The organism is Nocardia sp. NPDC006044 (assembly GCF_042871115.1).
Classification (GTDB): domain Bacteria; phylum Actinomycetota; class Actinomycetes; order Mycobacteriales; family Mycobacteriaceae; genus Nocardia.
The window spans coordinates 1,111,647-1,129,068 of the sequence record NZ_JBIAID010000004.1 but is presented as its reverse complement, the minus strand read 5'-3'; the positions used below and the strand labels follow the sequence as shown (position 1 = coordinate 1,129,068).

At 67.8% G+C, this 17,422-nt stretch carries 17 protein-coding genes; 8 read left to right on the top strand and 9 right to left on the bottom strand.

The window, feature by feature from the left end; all coding sequences use genetic code 11:
* Window positions 1–8: 8 nt before the first annotated feature.
* On the bottom strand, window positions 9–3,524 hold the full coding sequence (gene car / locus ACFYO1_RS36260) for a carboxylic acid reductase (RefSeq protein ID WP_387241538.1): 3,516 nt from the start codon (window positions 3,522–3,524) through the stop codon (window positions 9–11).
* A gap of 282 nt (window positions 3,525–3,806) precedes the next feature.
* Between car and ACFYO1_RS36255 the strand changes: the two genes are divergently transcribed.
* On the top strand, window positions 3,807–4,157 hold the full coding sequence (locus ACFYO1_RS36255) for a YciI family protein (RefSeq protein ID WP_387241535.1): 351 nt from the start codon (window positions 3,807–3,809) through the stop codon (window positions 4,155–4,157).
* A 70-nt stretch (window positions 4,158–4,227) separates the two neighbouring features.
* Window positions 4,228–5,433: an RNA polymerase sigma factor gene (locus tag ACFYO1_RS36250; protein ID WP_387241532.1), complete on the top strand. Its 1,206-nt coding sequence runs from the start codon at window positions 4,228–4,230 to the stop codon at window positions 5,431–5,433.
* Window position 5,434: 1 nt separating this feature from the next.
* Here the strand turns inward: ACFYO1_RS36250 and cpt are convergent, their stop codons facing one another.
* On the bottom strand, window positions 5,435–5,968 hold the full coding sequence (cpt, locus tag ACFYO1_RS36245; protein WP_387241530.1) for a chloramphenicol phosphotransferase CPT: 534 nt from the start codon (window positions 5,966–5,968) through the stop codon (window positions 5,435–5,437).
* A gap of 175 nt (window positions 5,969–6,143) precedes the next feature.
* Here cpt and ACFYO1_RS36240 point away from each other — a divergent pair, with 175 nt between their 5' ends.
* Window positions 6,144–6,617 (top strand): hypothetical protein, encoded by a 474-nt coding sequence (locus ACFYO1_RS36240; RefSeq protein WP_387241527.1) that lies wholly within the window; start codon window positions 6,144–6,146, stop codon window positions 6,615–6,617.
* Here ACFYO1_RS36240 and ACFYO1_RS36235 read toward each other — a convergent pair.
* The 3 genes from ACFYO1_RS36235 to ACFYO1_RS36225 all read right to left on the bottom strand — a co-directional run bounded on the left by ACFYO1_RS36235 (window position 6,611) and on the right by ACFYO1_RS36225 (window position 8,100).
* Window positions 6,611–6,850, bottom strand: coding sequence for a hypothetical protein (locus ACFYO1_RS36235; RefSeq protein WP_387241525.1), 240 nt, complete (start codon window positions 6,848–6,850; stop codon window positions 6,611–6,613). The two genes, ACFYO1_RS36240 and ACFYO1_RS36235, sit on opposite strands and share 7 nt — an antisense overlap.
* A gap of 43 nt (window positions 6,851–6,893) precedes the next feature.
* Entirely contained in the window at window positions 6,894–7,655 is a 762-nt protein-coding gene (locus tag ACFYO1_RS36230) for an alpha/beta fold hydrolase (RefSeq protein ID WP_387241522.1), read from the bottom strand.
* A gap of 76 nt (window positions 7,656–7,731) precedes the next feature.
* Window positions 7,732–8,100, bottom strand: a complete 369-nt coding sequence (locus tag ACFYO1_RS36225; RefSeq protein WP_387241519.1) for a hypothetical protein — start codon at window positions 8,098–8,100, stop codon at window positions 7,732–7,734.
* 21 nt (window positions 8,101–8,121) lie between these two features.
* On the opposite strand from ACFYO1_RS36225, the gene ACFYO1_RS36220 reads away from it, so the two are divergent.
* Window positions 8,122–8,718 carry a TetR/AcrR family transcriptional regulator gene (locus ACFYO1_RS36220; RefSeq protein WP_387241516.1) on the top strand — a complete coding sequence of 199 codons (597 nt, stop codon included), beginning with the start codon at window positions 8,122–8,124 and terminating at the stop codon, window positions 8,716–8,718.
* Between the two features lie 75 nt (window positions 8,719–8,793).
* Here ACFYO1_RS36220 and ACFYO1_RS36215 read toward each other — a convergent pair whose 3' ends face one another.
* The gene (locus tag ACFYO1_RS36215; RefSeq protein WP_387241513.1) at window positions 8,794–9,450 is read right to left on the bottom strand and encodes an HAD family hydrolase; all 657 of its coding nucleotides are present in this window, start codon (window positions 9,448–9,450) and stop codon (window positions 8,794–8,796) included.
* Between the two features lie 121 nt (window positions 9,451–9,571).
* Here ACFYO1_RS36215 and ACFYO1_RS36210 point away from each other — a divergent pair, with 121 nt between their 5' ends.
* Window positions 9,572–10,243: a PaaI family thioesterase gene (locus ACFYO1_RS36210; protein WP_387241510.1), complete on the top strand. Its 672-nt coding sequence runs from the start codon at window positions 9,572–9,574 to the stop codon at window positions 10,241–10,243.
* Between the two features lie 173 nt (window positions 10,244–10,416).
* Here ACFYO1_RS36210 and ACFYO1_RS36205 read toward each other — a convergent pair whose 3' ends face one another.
* Genes ACFYO1_RS36205 through ACFYO1_RS36195 form a run of 3 tightly spaced genes read right to left on the bottom strand, consistent with a single transcriptional unit; the run spans window position 10,417 to window position 13,552 of the window.
* Window positions 10,417–11,580, bottom strand: a complete 1,164-nt coding sequence (locus ACFYO1_RS36205) for a sulfotransferase family protein (RefSeq protein ID WP_387241507.1) — start codon at window positions 11,578–11,580, stop codon at window positions 10,417–10,419.
* 32 nt (window positions 11,581–11,612) lie between these two features.
* Window positions 11,613–12,389: an SDR family oxidoreductase gene (locus tag ACFYO1_RS36200; RefSeq protein WP_387241504.1), complete on the bottom strand. Its 777-nt coding sequence runs from the start codon at window positions 12,387–12,389 to the stop codon at window positions 11,613–11,615.
* Complete coding sequence (locus ACFYO1_RS36195; RefSeq protein WP_387241501.1) at window positions 12,389–13,552, bottom strand: hypothetical protein; 1,164 nt, start codon at window positions 13,550–13,552, stop codon at window positions 12,389–12,391. Before ACFYO1_RS36195 ends, ACFYO1_RS36200 begins: the two co-directional genes overlap by 1 nt.
* Before the next feature lie 91 nt (window positions 13,553–13,643).
* Between ACFYO1_RS36195 and ACFYO1_RS36190 the strand changes: the two genes are divergently transcribed.
* From ACFYO1_RS36190 to cysC, 3 genes are all read left to right on the top strand, one after another.
* Window positions 13,644–14,540 (top strand): helix-turn-helix domain-containing protein, encoded by an 897-nt coding sequence (locus ACFYO1_RS36190; RefSeq protein ID WP_387241498.1) that lies wholly within the window; start codon window positions 13,644–13,646, stop codon window positions 14,538–14,540.
* Window positions 14,541–14,615: 75 nt separating this feature from the next.
* Window positions 14,616–15,548 carry a sulfate adenylyltransferase subunit CysD gene (gene cysD / locus ACFYO1_RS36185; RefSeq protein ID WP_387241495.1) on the top strand — a complete coding sequence of 311 codons (933 nt, stop codon included), beginning with the start codon at window positions 14,616–14,618 and terminating at the stop codon, window positions 15,546–15,548.
* Window positions 15,548–17,383, top strand: a complete 1,836-nt coding sequence (cysC, locus tag ACFYO1_RS36180) for an adenylyl-sulfate kinase (RefSeq protein ID WP_387241492.1) — start codon at window positions 15,548–15,550, stop codon at window positions 17,381–17,383. Before cysD ends, cysC begins: the two co-directional genes overlap by 1 nt.
* Window positions 17,384–17,422 lie beyond the last annotated feature (39 nt).

Genomic DNA, 17,422 nt, shown 5'->3' with positions numbered 1-17,422 from the left:
TTTCGGATTCAGAGCAGGCCGCGCAGCTTCAGGTTGGTGATGTACTTGACGATGATCGGCCTGGTGACATGCGGAATGTCCTTGTCCGGACCGACTTTCGCCTCCTGCACCGCGGCATGGAATCGCTCGGTGGGCGCGAACGAGCCGCGGACCGGCCGCTCGGGTCGCTGATAGTTGTGCAACAGCGGCAGCAGCGAATGCTGTCGTTGCTGCTCCGGCAGCGCCCGCAGCGCGGTCTCGAATCTGCGCAGCCAGTCGTCGTATTCGGCGATCCGCTGGATCGAGTAGCCCGCGTCGATCAGCCAGTCGACGTACTCGTCCAGGCCGATGCCGTCGTCGTACGGGTTCATCACGTGATAGGTCTCGAACCCCTCGGTCACCTGCTCGCCGAGGGTGGTGATGGCCTCGGCGACGAAGTCGACGGGCAGGCCGTCGTAGTGCGCCCGCTGCCGGTTGCCGTCGGCATCGGTCTCGTAGAACGAGCCGGGCGCGATTCCGGTGGCGACCAGGCTGAGCATCATCCGGGTGAACATGTCCGGCAGGTTCAGCTGGCCTTCGTACCGGCCGCTGACCAGGATCATGTCGCAGCGGAAGACCGCGACCGGCAGGCCGCACAGGTCGTTGGCCTGCCGCAGCAGCACCTCGCCCGCCCACTTGCTGTTGCCGTAGCCGTTGGCGTAGCTGTCGTCGACCGCGCGGGCCGGGCTGGCCGCCCGGATGTCCGCGTCCTCGGTGAACGCCGACGGCTCGATCTGTGCGGCGACACCGATGGTCGACACGTAGGTGAACGGCTTCAGCTTCGTGGTGAGCGCGAGCCGGATCAGCTCGGCGGTGCCCGCCACGTTCGGCTCGAACAGCTGGCTGTACGGCAGAACATGGTTGACCAGGGCCGCGGGATCGACGATCACGTCGACCGTGTCGGCCAGTCGCTGCCAGGTCCGCCGATCGAGTCCGAGGTCGGCCTCGCCCTTGTCGCCGGCGATGACCTCGAGGTGATCGGCGGCCAGATTCCGATACTGCCGCAACAACTCCGGGTCACCGCTGTCGAACACCTGGTCCAAACGGGCTCGGGCCGCCGCGTCGTCCTTGGCCCGCACCAGGCAGATCAGTGTGCCGTCGACCAGTGACAGCCGCTCGAGCCATTCCAGCGCCAGGTAGCGGCCGAGGAAACCACTCGCGCCGGTCAGCAGTACCGTCCGTATCTCGGTGCCGGGGCGGGGCAATACCGGTGCGGCGGCGAGCGTTTCGGCGTCGATGAACTTGTCCAGGGTGAGCTCGGCGGCGTGCGCCACGGTGGCGTCGCGGCCGTGCACCGTGGCGAAGGTGGCCCGCTGCGCGCCGCCGGTCCGTTCCGCCTCGATGTAGTCGGCGATGGCCTGGAGGTCGGTCGCCGGACTGACGATGACGCCCACCGGCACATCGAGGTCGTAGATCTCGTGCAGCAGATTGGCGAAGGTCAACGCGGACAACGAATCTCCGCCCAGATCGGTGAAGTGCGCGTCGGGCCGCCGATCCGCGGTCGACGCGCCGAGTAGCGCGCCGGCCGCCCGGCTGACCGTCTCCAGCACCGGAAGACCGGCGCCGTCGCGGCGCAGCGTGCGCAATTCGTCGGCCTGCCCCTCGGCCAGCTCGCGGTAGAGCTGTTCGAGCCGATCACCGTAGTGCTCTTTGAGTTTCGGCCTGGCGAGCTTGCGGATGCCGGTGAGCAGGCCGTTCTCCAGCGTGAACGGCGTGGTCTCGATGAGCAGCCCGCGCGGGATCTCGTAGGACTGCAATTCGGCCGTGCGCGCGACCTCCTGCAAGGAATCGCTGATCAGCGATTTCAGCGCCTCGACGTCACCGCCGGTGCGTGCCGATGCTTCCGGCGTGGGCACGACGACCGCCAAAAGATAAGCACGAGCACTATTTCCGTAGATGTAGATCTGGCGCACCACCGGACTGCTGTCGAACACCGCCTCCAACGTCGAGACCGTGACGAACTCGCCCTGCGACAGCTTCTGCACGTTGTTGCGCCGATCGAGGTAGACCAGCTCGTCCGGTCCGACCTCGGCGACGATATCGCCGGTCCGGTAGTAGCCGTCCGCGTCGAACACGCTCGCGGTGACCTCGGGCCGCTTGTAATAGCCGGGGAACACATCGTCCGACTGGACCAGCAGTTCGCCGCGCGGATGCGGCCGATCGGTGCGGAAGTAGCCGAGTTCGGGCACGTCGACCAGCTTGTAGTCGATGATCGGCGGGCGGCGCACGTGGCCGTCGATGAACACCGCACCGGACTCGGTCGAACCGTAGCCTTCCAAGAGGTGCAGGTCGAGGTAGGTTTCCACGAACGCGCGCAGCTCCGGCGAGATCGGCGCGGAACCGGTCAGCGCCGTGACGAACCGGCCACCGAGCAGCGACCGGCGCTGATCCGCCATCACCTCGGCGGCCAGCTCCACCCGATCGCCGCCTTCGGCGCGGCGCCGATCCAGCTCGCTGTGGAACTCCTGGAACAGCATCTCCCAGATCCGCGGCACGAAGTTCAGCTGGGTCGGCCGGACCAGGGCGAGATCCTCCAGCAGCGTCGAAAGATCGCTCCTGGCCGCGAAATACGCGGTGCCGCCGGTGCCGAGCGTCCAGTACAGGACGGCGCGGCCCATGACGTGGCTCATCGGCATGAAGTTGAGCGTGATCGCCGGGGTCGAACTCTCCTGTCCCCAGGCCGCTTTGGTCGACTTGCGCCAGAAGTTGGCCACCAGTCGTTCGGTGTACATGGCGCCCTTGGGCGCGCCGGTGCTGCCGGAGGTGTAGATCAGCAGGGTCAACGGATCGGGCTCGTCGGGCGCGAAATCCGCTGCGGGCACGCCTTTCCCGCGGTCGAGCACGTCGGCGAGGCTTTCCAGCACCACCGGGCTGCCCGCTTCGGCCAGCCGCGCTCGGGCCGCCTCGAACGCCTCGCGTTGCTCGTCCACCTGCGGGAGGTAATCGAACACCACCAGTCGTTCGGGTGCGGCGGCCGACGCCAGTTCGACGGCGTCGGCGAGATAGTCGATGCTCGAGGCGATTACGCGCGGTTCGGTCTCCGCCACAATCGGGCGCAACTGCGTCACCGGCGCGCTGGTCTGCAGCGGAACCGACACCGCACCGAGCGGGATCAGCGCCAGATCGATGGTGGTGTAGTCGACGCTGCTGAAGCCAAGGATGCAGACCCGATCACCGGGTCCGACCACGTCGCCGAGCGCACCGGCGAAGGCGTCGACGCGTTCCGACAGCTCGCCATAGGTGATGGTCTCGAAACTGGGCAGCAGTTCGGTCGCGACGCGTCCGGTCGCCTTGTTTTCGACGAACCGCACGGCGCGTTGCCCGAGCGCGGGCCGGTCCGCGTATCCGGACAGCGCGGTTCGCACCAGCTGCGCCAGCCGCAGGCCCGGTTGCTCGAGCGCCGCGGTCACCGCCTCGTCGGGAAGCGCGCTGACGAACTGTGCGTCAGTGGCGTGCAGATCTGCGATGCGGCGTGCGAGCCGCTCTTCACGGGAATCTATCGACATAAGTAGGTCCACCTCCACGACCAGCAAGAAACTTGACGGGATCAGGTAGAAACTCGGCGGCGCGATACTCGCCCGCCACTATTACCTTAGCAAAACTAACGTCTTTGTTGGCTGGGAGTCTGCTGTGAATCCCGCGGCGGCCCAGCGCAGATCGCCTCGTCACGAACATCCGGACAGAAATTCGAGGAGAATCTCCGGCGAGATGTCGATTCGGGGGTCGGCCGTTCGATGCAGTGAGGTGAGGATCGACCGATCTTGACGACAACGAGCAAAGGACCGCAGATGCGCTACATGATGTTGATCCACGTCGACCCGACCACCGCCCCGGAACCGGACGAGGCGCTGTTCGAGCAGGTCGGCAAGGTGATCGAGGAGATGACCAAGGCGGGCGTGCTGCTCGACACCAACGGCCTGCGCCCGGTCACCGAGGCGACCAGGATCAGCCAGAGCGGCGGCAAGCAGACCGTGCTGGACGGACCTTTCACGGAGTCCAAGGAGGTGGTCGGCGGCTACTGCGTCTTGCAGACCAAGTCGAAAGCGGAGGCGATCGAGTGGACCTCGCGCTTCCTCGGGGTGCACGGACCGGAGTGGGATATCGACGTCGAGATCCGGCAGATCGACGAGCCGGCCTGATCGGGCGCCGCGGATGAGCCCCGGCCGGTCGCCGGAACAGACCCGTCGCGCCGTGGAAACGGTCTGGCGGATGGAATGGCCGCGGCTGGTCGCCGGGCTCACCCGCATCGTCGGCGATATCGACGCCGCCGAGGAACTGGCCCAGGACGCGCTCGTCGCGGCGCTGGAACAGTGGCCGCGCGACGGCGTGCCGCCGAATCCGGGCGGCTGGCTGATGCTCACCGCCAAACACCGGGCGATCGACCGGATCCGCCGCACCCAGAACTTCACCCGCAAGCTGGCGGTGCTCGGCCGCGCCTTGGTGACCGAGCAGCCGGCGGAGCCCGAACCCGAAGGTGCGGTCGAGGACGATCTGCTCCGGATGATGTTCACCGCCTGTCATCCGGTGTTGTCCGAGCAGGCCAGGGTGGCGTTGACGCTGCGGCTGCTCGGCGGTTTGACCACCGACGAGATCGCCCGCGCCTTCGTCGTCCCGGAATCGACTGTGGCGCAACGCATCGTCCGGGCGAAACGAACCATCGCCGCGAAACAGGTGCCCTACGAGGTACCCGAGGGCGCCGAGCTGACCGAGCGGCTCGGCTCCGTGCTCGCGGTCGTCTATTTGATTTTCAACGAGGGGTATACGGCGACCGCGGGTGCGGACTGGATTCGAATCGAGCTGTGCCAGGACGCATTACGACTCGTCCGCATCCTGGCCGAACTGCTGCCCACCGAGCCGGAGGTGCACGGACTGGCCGCACTGCTGGAATTGCAGGCGTCCCGGCTGCCCGCGCGCAGCGGTCCCGCGAAAGATGTTGTCCTGCTCGCCGATCAGAACAGAGCACGCTGGGATCGACTGTTGATCCGGCGCGGATTCGCCGCGCTCGCGCGCGCCAACACGGTCGCCAGGGACCGCGGGACGTTGCCCGGCAGCTACGCCTTGCAGGCCGCGATCGCCGCCGTGCACGCCATGGCGGCGACCCCCGGCGACACCGACTGGCGCCGCATCGCCGGCCTGTATGCCGTTCTCGCCGAACGCTTCCCGTCCCCGATCGTCGAACTCAATCGTGCGGTCGCGGTCGGCAAGGTGCACGGTCCGGCGGCCGGCCTCGACCTCGTCGACGCCCTCGCGGGCGCCCTGGACACCTATCATCTCTACAACGCGGTGCGCGGCGATCTGCTCGCCCAGCTCGGCCGCCCCGAAGCGGCGCGGGCCGAATTCCTCCGCGCCGCCGAACTCACCGCCAACGAAGCCGAACGAGCCCTGCTGCTCGACCGCGCACAGGGCGGTCCCTGAGTCACGTGACGTGAGCCGCGATGACCCGAGCGCAGGCGAGCGACTCGGTGAGGGTCGTGTCCACCTCCAGGTCGTAGACCATGCCCTGGTGCACCATCTCCGCCTGCGCGGCGGCCATGCCCGGAACCCGGTCGCCGCGGGCGATCTCGCGGCCGGCGGCGACCGCACCGTCACAGCGGACACCGACCCACAGCACGCTCAATCCGGCCACGGCCTTCTGCCATCGCTGCTGCGACGACGCGCCGCCGAGAAAGACCTCGTCGACGATGATCCGGCCGCCGGCCCTGGCCATGGCGGCGACCCCCTCGATCCAGGCCGCCTCCAACCGCAAGAATTCCAGCCCGATCCGGACCCCGCCGTCGGCGGCGAACTCGATCCCGGCGCCCGCGGCGCGCAGCGAGCCGGGCAGGGCCTGGATCAACGTGTCGACTCCGAGGGTCAGCCAGGCATCCGGCAGGACCGCCTGCAGACATCGGGCGATACCGGACTTCCCCGAACTGGAGCCGCCATTGAGCACGATCACCTGAGTCGTCACGTCGTCACGGTAGAGGCGACACCAGCATGCCTCCAACAAATTTCGCCAAATGCCGCCCGCCGTTCATGTGCGCGGGCAGCGCTCTGGTCCGGTTGTAACGCGACGGTAATCGCCACACCGCAATCGCGTGTGAGCATGCTACGAAATCGCTTACCTCCGAGAGGAATCCGGCCACGTGCGGCAGTTCTATCGAGCAGTACTCCTGGACGACGACCACCGGCTGATCGGCTATGTGGAGCCGGATACCCAGCTCGAGGAACACGCGTGGATCGGCAATCACCTCGTTCAGGGCGTCGAACGGCTGCTGACCACGCCCGCCCGGGTGGTGTGGGCCAGGCAGCAGGGCGGGCGCGAAAGCCTGTACGCCACCACCGCTTCCGTCGCGCCGCTGAATCCACCGGAACACGGCTGCACCGGGCGCTACATCGTCAACCACGATCAACTCGGCTACGTGGACAAGGCGACCGTGCGGGAGGACGCGCTGCGCCGCCGCGTGCATCCGCTGCCGATCCTCACGGCCGAGGGCGGCGCCGACCGGCGCGGGCCGGCGGGTACATGGGCGCACGACCGGATCTCGGTGGGCGACACCGTGCCCGACGGGTTCGAGCTGTGGAAGTTCGATGTAGCCGAACTTCACCAGTTTCAGTAAATGGTGGGCAATCCGCCGGCGACACGCGGCATCTCCACGGTGTCGTCCATCGCTTGCGCGCGGACGTCCGCCAGCCTTTCGAGGAAGGCCTCTGCAGAGCCTAACCTGGCCGCAACCTGCGCTAACAGTTGCTCAGCTGGTTTCATGAAGTCCATACCGCTCAGCATGACCGGTCGGACGACCAACAGCGCCGCCGTTAGCACATAGTTTGCCGAAATGTCTTGCGCGCGCAAGCGCGACCAGTTTTGCGCTACCGGATGGAAACGCCGGATTCGATCAGGCGCGGCGGATCGGCTGCCAGGTCCGGGCCGCATCGGTGGTGAGAAAGTTGCCGACGACGCGATAGACCTCGGCGGGCTTTTCGACCACGAGCAGATGTGAGGTGCCGGGGATCACGGCGAGCTCGGAATCCGGGATCGCGCGATAGAGCGCGATCGTGTGCTCCAGGCTCACCGCGTCATCGTCGGCGGCGATCACCAGGGTCCGGCTGGTGATGCCCGCGAGGTCCTCGACGGACATGGCCGGTTCTTCGCGCGCCATCCGCAGGAGTTTCTCGGCGACCACGGCGAAATGCTCCTCGCCGTCCGGCGACACCTCGCCGTAGCGAGCGGCCAAGCGCCGCATCGGTTCCTCGTGACCGAAGCCGTCGAGCACGCCGGGCAGGATGCCGTCGCGATGGAAGTTGCCGCTGATCGAGACCAGTTTGCCGACCAGGTCCGGCCGGCGGATCGCGATCAGCAGCGCGACGATCGCACCATCGCTGTAGCCGACGAGGTGGGCGGGGCCGCCCACCACCTGGTCGAGAAAGGCGATGGTGTCCTGTGCCATCAGGTCATAGGAGATCGGACCCTCGACGTCGGGCGTGCGGCCGTGCCCGCGGCGATCCATCCGGAAGACGCGGAAGTGCTCGGCCAGGCCGGCGACGGCGGGCTCGAACGACCGGGAGTCCACAAAACCGCCGTGCAGCAGCAATACCGCCTCGCCGGAACCGATTTCGTCATACCAGGTCTGGACTTCACCGAGCTGTACCGCTGTCATCCGTTGATCATGCTCGATCGCCGGTCAGGGTCGCGACGCGGCCCGAGGCTCGGTGTCGGCCAGCTCTTTCCGGTAATCAGGCCGCGGCGGCTATTCGGCGGAGGAGGCCGCGCACCACGATCTTGTGGCCGCCGGTGCCGATGACCAGGGCTCGGTAGATCTTGCCGTGCAGCCCAGGGAAATTCCCCCAGGACTCGGCGCGGATGCGGGTCCGGTTCGCGCCTTCGTCGTCGAGTTCGAAGACAAGGGCGTAGACCGAGAACCAGTGCCGACCCTTCAGGGCCAGCCGGGAGGGAACCGCCGCTTCGTCGAGCACGAAACCGCCCGGCACCGTGGACGGATCGGCCGGGTCTTTGCACATGACTTCGAGCAGTGCTTTCCAGACCCGATCGCGATTCGCGTCGATCGATCTGGCATGCTGGTCGATATAGGACAAACGCTCCATATAGAAGGAACGTACTAGTACATGGCACCTCCCCGCAAGCACGACACCGACGTGATCCTCGACGCAGCGCGCGCCCTGGTGCTCGCCGACGGGCCCCGCGCGGCCGGCGTGGCGGCCATCGCCGAGGCCAGCGGCGCGCCGGTAGGCACGCTGTACCACCGTTTCGGCAACCGCAACGGCGTGCTGACCGCAACTTGGTTACGCGCGCTCGAACGGTTCCAGAGCGGAGTACTCACCGCCGCCGGCGACCCGGACCCGGTCGAGGCCGGCGTCGCCATGGTCCGCGCCGCGCTGGTCTTCGGTCGCGAATTCCCCGACGACGCAAGGCTTCTGCTCAACGTCCGGTTCCGCGACCTGCTCGACGGCGCCCCCGACGACGACTTCCGCGCCCGCCTGGCCACCATGAACGAACCCCTGCTCGCCCACCTGCGCCGCCTCGCCACCGACCTCTTCGGCCGCGCGGGCACACGCGAACTGGACGCCATCAGCCGGGTCGTAGTAGACCTCCCCTACGCCACCCTCCGCCGCCACGCCCCCACCCTCCCCACCTGGCTCGACACCGACCTCCCCGAAGCCGCCCGCACCCTCCTGACCTCCTACCGCACGACCGGCCCGTGACCGGGGCACTCGCGCCTCATCCCGGCACAGGACTTCACGAAGGCATCACCCGTGATTCGGCACGGTCACCCCCGGTCAGGCGGGCTCGGTGACGAGGGTCGGCGTGAGTTCGGCGAGGTCGGCGATGACGTGGGCGGCCAGGGCCAGGGCGTCCGGGGCCGGCGGGTATTCGGGGCGGGGCGCGGCGATGACGCGCAGGCCGGCGGCGTGGGCGGAGCGCAGGCCGTTGCTGGAATCTTCCACCGCGGCGCAATCGGTGGGGCGTTGGCGGAGGGCGGCGGCCACGGCCACGTAGACGTCGGGGGCAGGCTTGCCGCGATCGACCTCCTCGGTCGAGCAGGTGGCCTCGAAGAATTCGATCAGACCGGTGCGGCCCAGTACCACGTCGATCAGGGCCCGCGGGGACGAACTGGCCACGCCGAGCGGCCACTGCCCGCTCATCCGCCGCACCGCGTCGATCGCACCGGGCAGCAGCGGGACCGCGCGGTCGTAGTGCGCGGCCATCCGCTCGATCACGTCGCGCGCCACCGTCTCCGGCGCGGCGTCGACGCCGAGGTCGGTGCTCAGATACGCCGACCATTCGCGGGTGCTCATGCCCATCAGCCGCTGCTGCGCGTCGGGCAGCCACTGCCCGCCCCGCTCGGCCACATAGTCGCGGCGCACCTGTTCCCACACCGGCTCGGAGTCGATCAGTACGCCGTCCATGTCGAAGACAACCGCCGTAATACCCATCTACCCACAGCCTTTCGTCGCCGAGCCGGTCAATACGCCGACCCAGCCTAGGCCACGTCTCGCGGCCCGTCCGGCCGCCCACGAAGTGAGCATTCGGCGGGCAACCTATAACGTGTTCTGCATGAACGAACAACAGGCCGGTGACTCGCTGCCCAGCAAGGAGCACCACGAGGGCTCGTTCCGGCCGATGAGCGACCTGATCGACGCCGCGCACAGCGACGTGGACATCACCCGCGGCGGCCCGCACTACGGCGAATTCATCGAGCAGGTGCGCGGGCTGATGGATCGCGTGCGACTCGCGTGCCCCTCCGACGAGCTGGCGGTGGAGACGATCGGCCTGCTCAAGCAGCTCAACGACAAGCTGGACGCGGCCAAGGTGGACGAGTGGTCCACCCCGAACTGGACCAGGCACGATCTGCCCGGCCGGGGCAACATCACGCTGCCGCCGTTCGTCTTCGACCATGTCGGCCGGGACGGCGTCGACGCGCGCATCACCTTCCGCACCTTCCACCTCGGCGGCAACAACGCCGCGCACGGCGGCGTTGTCGCGATCGGCTTCGACGACCTGCTCGGCATGGCCGCGGCGGTCTACTCCGGCCAAGTGACCAGGACCGCGTCGCTCACCGTCGACTACCGATCGATCACCCCGCTGCACACCGAACTGAAGGTGCACGCGTGGGCCGAACGCCAAGAGGGCCGCAAGGTCTACGTGCGGGCCACGCTGCACGACGGCGACCGGCTCTGCGCCGAGGCGCACGGTTTGTTCATCGTGCTCAAGCCGGGCCAGCCCTGATTCCGTCCCACCACCGCGGAAGTGCGCACTCTGCACGCGTGCACGAGATGCCGCTGCCGCCAAGGGATTCAAGCACCGGGCCTGCGCAGCGACCGAGGTCGCCGCGCAGGCCCGATTACTGCATGCTCTGCACACATGCGGGAAATGCCATGCGCGCCCGCTGCTTCCACTGATCAACGGCCCGGGAAGTGCGCCTCCCGATACGCCGCGAACCGCTCGTCGACCTGGTCTTCGGTGAGACCGAAGTCCGCGAGGGTGTAGCGATGCGCGGGACGCGCTGCCCCGGAGGTGCTTTCCGCGTGCAGCGCCGTCATCGCCGACGTCGCCTCCTCGGTCAACGGCAGATCGAAGTGCCGGTAGATCGATTCGACCGTCCCGATCGGATCCGCGACGAAGTCGTCATAGTCGACATCGCAGAACTGAGCCGCATTGTGCCGCTTGCGGTCCGCCAGGAACCGATCCGCACCCCGGGCCCACAGATCCAATTGCGCGGCGCCGACCACCGGCCCGCGGAACTTGTCCGACCACCCGGCCGACGCCTGCTCGTTGAGACTGCACACCGAGGCGATGATGGTGCGCGGGTCGCGATGCATCTGGATGACGAGCGCGTCCGGATACACCTCGAAAATGGCATCGAGTGCGAATAAATGGCTGGGGTTCTTCAACACCCAGCGCCGCCCGGCATCGGGCAGTCCGATCAGTTGCAGGTTGCGCCGGTGCCGGCGATAGGCGCCGGTCCAATCCTGGGCACGCAGCCAGTCGGAATAGGTCGGCAGATAGCCGAGGCACTCGTAGGACACCGACATGGCCGACTGCCGCAGCAGCTGCCAGCACTCCTCCACCTGATCGGCGGAAATATGATGCACCCCCATGAATTCGGGATGCTCGACATGATGCTGCTCGAACGCGGCCTCGATCCGCTGATACACCGGATTGCTCGCCCAGGTCTCCCGGGGCGGGCGCGGCTGCGGCATCTCGGTGAGCCACATCTCCAGACCCTGGTGCGCCGGATCGGCGTTGAGCAGCCGGTGCACCGCGGTCGTCCCCGAGCGCGGCAGCCCGGTCACGAAGATGGGCCGTTCGATCGCCACCTCGGCGTGCTCCGGAAACCGTTGCCACGCGGCCTCGCTGAGCAGCCGGGCGATCAGGGCGCCGCGCAGGAACGCGCGATTCACCTTGTTGCCGAACGGCGTCAGCTCCGCGTCCTTGGCATAGGACTCGAGCAGCACCTCGAGCCCGGCGCGGTAGTCGTCGGCACCGAAGTCGGTCAGCCCGACGACCTTGGTCGCCGACGCGTGCAGATCATCGATGGTCCCGACATCGTCCCTACCGATCAACGTTCATCTCCTCACTAGTGGTGCGCACCCGATCAGTGGTGGTATTCGCCGCCGTTGACGTCCAGGCACGCCCCGGTGATCGCGCGCGCCATCGGCGAGGCGAAGAACACGACGGCATCGGCGATCTCGTCGGGTTCGGGCAGCTTGCGCAGATCGATGGTCTTCGCGGTCTCGGCGTAGACCTCGTCGGCGGTGATGCCGCGCTGCTCGGCGAGGTAGTTGAAGTACCACTTCAGGTTGTCGGCCCAGATGTAGCCGGGGGCAATGGTATTCACCCGGATGCCGCGTGGGCCGAGCTCGGTGGCCAGGCTCTGGGCCAGGGCCAGCAGGCTGGCCTTGGCCATCTTGTAGGGGCCGAAGGTGCGCCGGGAGTGCCGCAGCACCGCCGAGTTGATCATCACGACCGAACCGCCGGACTCGTCGAGCGCGGGGATGAACAACCGGGTCAACCGCAGCGCCGCAAGCACATTGGTCTCGAATCCGGCGCGCACCTGATCCAGGTCGACGTCGGCGAGATCGGTGATCGGCGGAATCGCGAACGCGTTGTTCACCAGGGTGTCGACCCGGCCGAACGCGCTCCGCGCGGCCTCGACCAGATGGACGGCGGCGGCCTCGTCGTTGATGTCGGTGGGCACCACCACCGCGCGCCGGCCCAGTTCGGTGATTTCCTTGGCCACCTCGGTGAGCCGCGATTCGGTGCGCGACGCGAGCACCACGTCGGCGCCCGCCTTGGCGCTCTGCACCGCGATGGCGCGCCCGAGTCCGGGACCGACCCCGGAGACCACAACAACCTTGTCCTGCAACAACATCAGCCGAGCATCCTTTCCGCGACGGCAGCCTGCCGTGCCGCGATTCGTGCGCGCCATTGTTCCGGCGTGACGCTCGCCTGATCGTGGAACGGAAGTCGCTGGGCCAGTTCGCCGACCGGCACCACCTCGACCGTCGGCCCGTCCTCGGGTTTCATCTCCCGGGCCAGCCGCTGCCAGCGGAACTGGAGGTAGCCGCGATCGTGGCCGGTGCGTTCGATCCAGTTGGCCAGGCCCGGATTTCGCTCGCTGACCACCAGGCGGATCATGCCGTCCGGGTCCACCTGCGCCTGATCGGCGGTCAGGCTGGTCTGATGATTGATGTAGTCCAGCGACAGGTACCACATGCTGCCGAGCTGGAAACCCTGATACGGCGCATCGGATTTCGGCACCGTGATGATCATCGCCTGATCGTCGGTCAGCTCGTAGTGGCCGGCCGAGGAGAACTGTGTGGTGAGACCGCCCGGCGTGGAACGGGGTTCGGTCATCGTGTTCACCGGCAGGTTCAGGTAGAACCAGTTCGGAAAGGCCAGGAAGGTCTGCAACCGGGAGATGAGCATCTTGCCCGCGACGCCGTACCGCTTGGTCAGCAGGTCCTTGGTCAGCGGCGGCGGCGCGTCGCCGACGCGGTCGGCCCGCGCGATCCGGATCGTGCCGGGCTGCTCGGTGGCCCAGTCGCTGTAGACCTCGCGGACCACCAACATGGCCGAGTCCGGCGCGAGATGCACGTAACCCGACCGCGATTCGCCCGGCCCGAGCCGCAGTTCGTAGGACCCGTCCGCCCCGATCTCCAGGGAACGGTCGTCGAACGCGGTCTGACTGTCTGGCACGTCCACCGGCGAGTAGTTGCCGTTGAGCACCTGGAAGCTCAGATCGCGTGTGCTGCCGCGCTTTCCGGTGACCACGTATTCCGCGTCCGGTCGCAGGTAGGAGTGGAAGTACAGGGTGTCCGGGTTGTCCAGGCCCATCTTGGTGTACGGCCCGGTGGACCGGACGAAGAACGGGAAGTCCCGCTCGTAGGCCCACGCCATCTGTAAGGCCGCGCGAATGCTGCCCGCCAGGTAGTCGTAGCCCTCGACGAGGTCCTGTTCCGTGCGGATGTGCGCCGCCTCGGTGATGATCTGCTCGGCGGCGGCGATGGCGTCCGCGAACGGCTGTGTCAGCAAAAGGTCTCCATTGACTCGCGGTGTTCCAAATACGTACCAGTCTGGTACATTTCGTCTGAGGCAAGATTAGAACGTGTTCTAGGAGTGGTCAATGGTCGCCCGTAGATCCGCACCTACCGTGCGGGTGGTTCAGGTACTGGATTTCCTGGTCGAGCAGCGCGGCAAGCGCTACGGCCTGTCCGAGCTGGCCCGCGCCCTCGACCTGGCCAAACCGACCTGTCTCGGCATTCTCACCGAGCTCACCGCGGGCGGCTACCTGGTCCGCGACGCCGACACGCTCACCTACGGCCTCGGTCCGGCCCTCATCGCCGCGGGCCGGGTCGCCCAGGACAGCTTCGCGATATCCGCCCTCGCCCGCGCCGAACTGGACAAACTCACCGCGCGCTACCGCACGACCTGCACCGCCTCCGCCGTGGTCGGCGAGCAGATCATGGTCCTGGAGAGCACCGGACCCGGCCTGGTCAAGGTCGGCGCGGCCTACCATTTCGCGCCCCCGGTCGGACTGATGTACGTGCTGTGGGATACCGACGCGGCGTTCGACGCCTGGCTGGCCAAGCCGGCGACCGTGCCGTTGCAGCAGGACGAGGCGCGGTTGCGGCAGATCGTCGCCGAATGCCGCGAGCGCGGTTACCTGGTGGAGAGCCTCACCGCCGCGGGCCGCAGGCTGTATTCCATGCTGGCCGGTTTCGCCGCCCGCGACCTGCCCGACGACCTGCGCGAACTGGTCGGCGAGCTGGTCACCAGCCTGGGCGAGCGGGTGTACCTCGGCACGGATCTGCGCCCACGCAAGGAACATCCGGTCAGCCTGCTGGCCGCGCCGACCTACGGCGGTGACGGCAGGCAGAACATGGTGCTGACCATGTACGTCGGCAAGTCCATCACCGGCGCCGAAATCGACCGGCGTGGAACGGCTCTGGTCGCCGCCGCGGATGCCGTGACCATCGCTTCGGGTGGTAATCCACCGGCGCAGCGGTCATCCTGGAGTTGACCCCCGCGGTCTTTCGCCGATTCCGGTCCGGCACGACCTGTTGCCAACAATCGAAACGTGTTCTAGTTTTGCGGTGTGAGCCAGTACGCGAAGTCGACGGCGAGCACCTACGAGCTGCCTCATCTGGACGCGCTCGAGGCCGAGTCGGCACATATTTTCCGAGAAGTCGCGGCAACCTTCGAGCGCCCGGTATTGCTGTTCTCCGGCGGCAAGGACTCGGTGGTGATGCTGCACCTGGCGGCCAAGGCCTTCTGGCCGGCGCCGCTGCCGTTTCCGGTGCTGCACATCGACACCGGGCACAACTTCGATGAGGTGATCGCCTTCCGCGACGAGACCGTCGCGCGGTTCGGGCTGCGGCTGGTGGTCGGCAGCGTGCAGGACGACATCGACGCGGGCCGCGTCGTCGAGGAGACCGGCCCGCGCACCTCGCGTAACCGGTTGCAGACCACCACGCTGCTGCGGTCGATCCACGAGGGCAATTTCGACGCGGTGTTCGGCGGCGCGCGCCGGGACGAGGAGAAGGCGCGGGCCAAGGAACGCGTCTTCAGCTTCCGCGACGAGTACGGCCAGTGGGATCCGCGCAGCCAGCGACCCGAGCTGTGGAACCTCTACAACGGCAGACACCGTGCGGGCGAACACATTCGGGTGTTCCCGCTGTCCAACTGGACCGAGCTCGACATCTGGACCTACATCGCCGCCGAGGGCATCGACCTGCCGCCGCTCTACTACGCGCACCGCCGGCCGGTGGTGCAGCGCGACGGAATGTTGCTGGCGCACACGCGCTTTCTGGAATTGCTCGACGGCGAGGAACCGCGCGAGACGACGGTGCGGTTCCGCACGGTCGGCGACGCCACCTGCACCGGCTGCGTGGAGTCGACCGCGGCCACCCCCGCCGAGGTGGTCACCGAGGTGGCCGCCGCCCGGGTCACCGAGCGGGGCGCGACCCGCGCCGACGACCGAATCTCGGAGGCGGGCATGGAAGATCGCAAACGAGAGGGCTACTTCTGATGACCGCAACCCTGCTACGTCTCGCCACGGCGGGCAGCGTCGACGACGGCAAGTCCACCCTCATCGGGCGCCTGCTCTTCGATTCCAAGACGATCTTCACCGACCAGCTCGCCGCGGTGGAGCGGACCAGCCGCGACCGCGGCGACGACTACCCGAACCTGGCCCTGCTCACCGACGGCCTGCGCGCCGAACGCGAACAGGGCATCACCATCGACGTGGCGCACCGCTATTTCGCCACGCCCCGGCGCAAATTCATCATCGCCGACACCCCGGGTCACATTCAGTACACCCGGAACATGGTGACCGGCGCGTCCACCGCCGACCTGGCGCTGATCCTGGTCGACGCCCGCAAGGGCGTGGTGGAGCAGACCCGCAGGCACGCGTTCCTGGCCAGCCTGCTCGGCATCCCGCACCTGGTGCTGTGCGTGAACAAGATGGACCTGGTCGACTGGTCACAGGCGCGGTTCGAGGAGATCCGCACCGAATTCGCCCAGTTCGCCTCGAAACTCGACATCTTCGACCTGACCTTCGTGCCGATGTCCGCGCTGGACGGCGAGAACATCGTGCACCGCGGGGCGAGCATGCCGTGGTACGAGGGCACTCCCCTGCTGCACCATCTCGAAGAGGTGCACATCGCCTCGGACCGCAATCTGATCGACGCGCGGTTCCCGGTGCAGTACGTAACCCGCAGCCACGCCCAGGATTTCCGCGGTTACGCGGGCACGGTGGTCGGCGGGGTGTTCAAGCCGGGCGACGAAGTGGCGGTGCTTCCTTCGGGATTCACCACCACGGTGGAGGCGATCTGGGGCCCGGGCGGCAAACCGATCGCGGAAGCCTTTCCGCCGCAGGCGGTCACCATGCAGCTGGCCGATCAGCTCGACGTGTCCCGCGGCGACATGATCTGCCGGCCGAACAACCGGCCCACCGCGGGACGCGATCTCGACGCGATGGTCTGCTGGTTCGCCGACGAAACCCAGCTCACGCCGGGCTCGACCTACACCATCCGGCACACCACCCGCACCGCCACCGCGGAGGTGCGCACCCTGGACTACCGGCTCGACGTCAACACCCTGCACCGGGACGAGAACGCGGAATCGTTGTCGCTCAACGAGATCGGCCGCGTCCAGCTGCGCACCCGGCAACCGCTGCTGTTCGATCCGTATCGTCGCAACCGGTTCACCGGCAGCTTCATCCTGGTCGACGACACCACCAACAACACCGTCGGCGCGGGCATGATCACCGGCCCGAGCCTGCCGTCCTCGCGGGTGGTCTGGCACTCCACCGCGGTCGGCCGGGACGAGCGCGCTACTCGCGGGCTCACGGTCTGGCTGACCGGGCTGTCCGGCTCCGGGAAGTCCACCGTCGCCGTGGAACTCGAACGCCGGCTCGTCGCGGCGGGCCGTCCGGCCTTCCTGCTCGACGGCGACAATCTGCGCCACGGGCTCAACGCCGACCTCGGCTTCAGTGCCGAGGACCGGGTCGAGAACGTCCGCCGCGTCGGCGAAGTCGCCCGGCTGTTCGCCGAAGCCGGTGTGGTAGCGGTGGTTTCGCTGATCAGCCCGTACCAGGCCGACCGCGATCGGGTGCGCGCGGCGCACCTGGAAGCAGGCATCCCGTTCGTCGAGGTCTTCGTCGACACTCCCCTGGAGATCTGCGAATCCCGCGACCCGAAGGGCATGTACGCCAAGGCCCGGGCCGGCGAGATCCGCGGCTTCACCGGCATCGACGACCCCTACGAGGCCCCCACCGAACCCGAACTCGTCCTGCGCCCCGACCACGGCGACCCTGCGGCGATGGCGGCCACCATCCTGGCCCGCCTCTCCGGCCTGGACTGACCGAACGAACGCACGGCACATCAGCGCTACAGAGAGCGG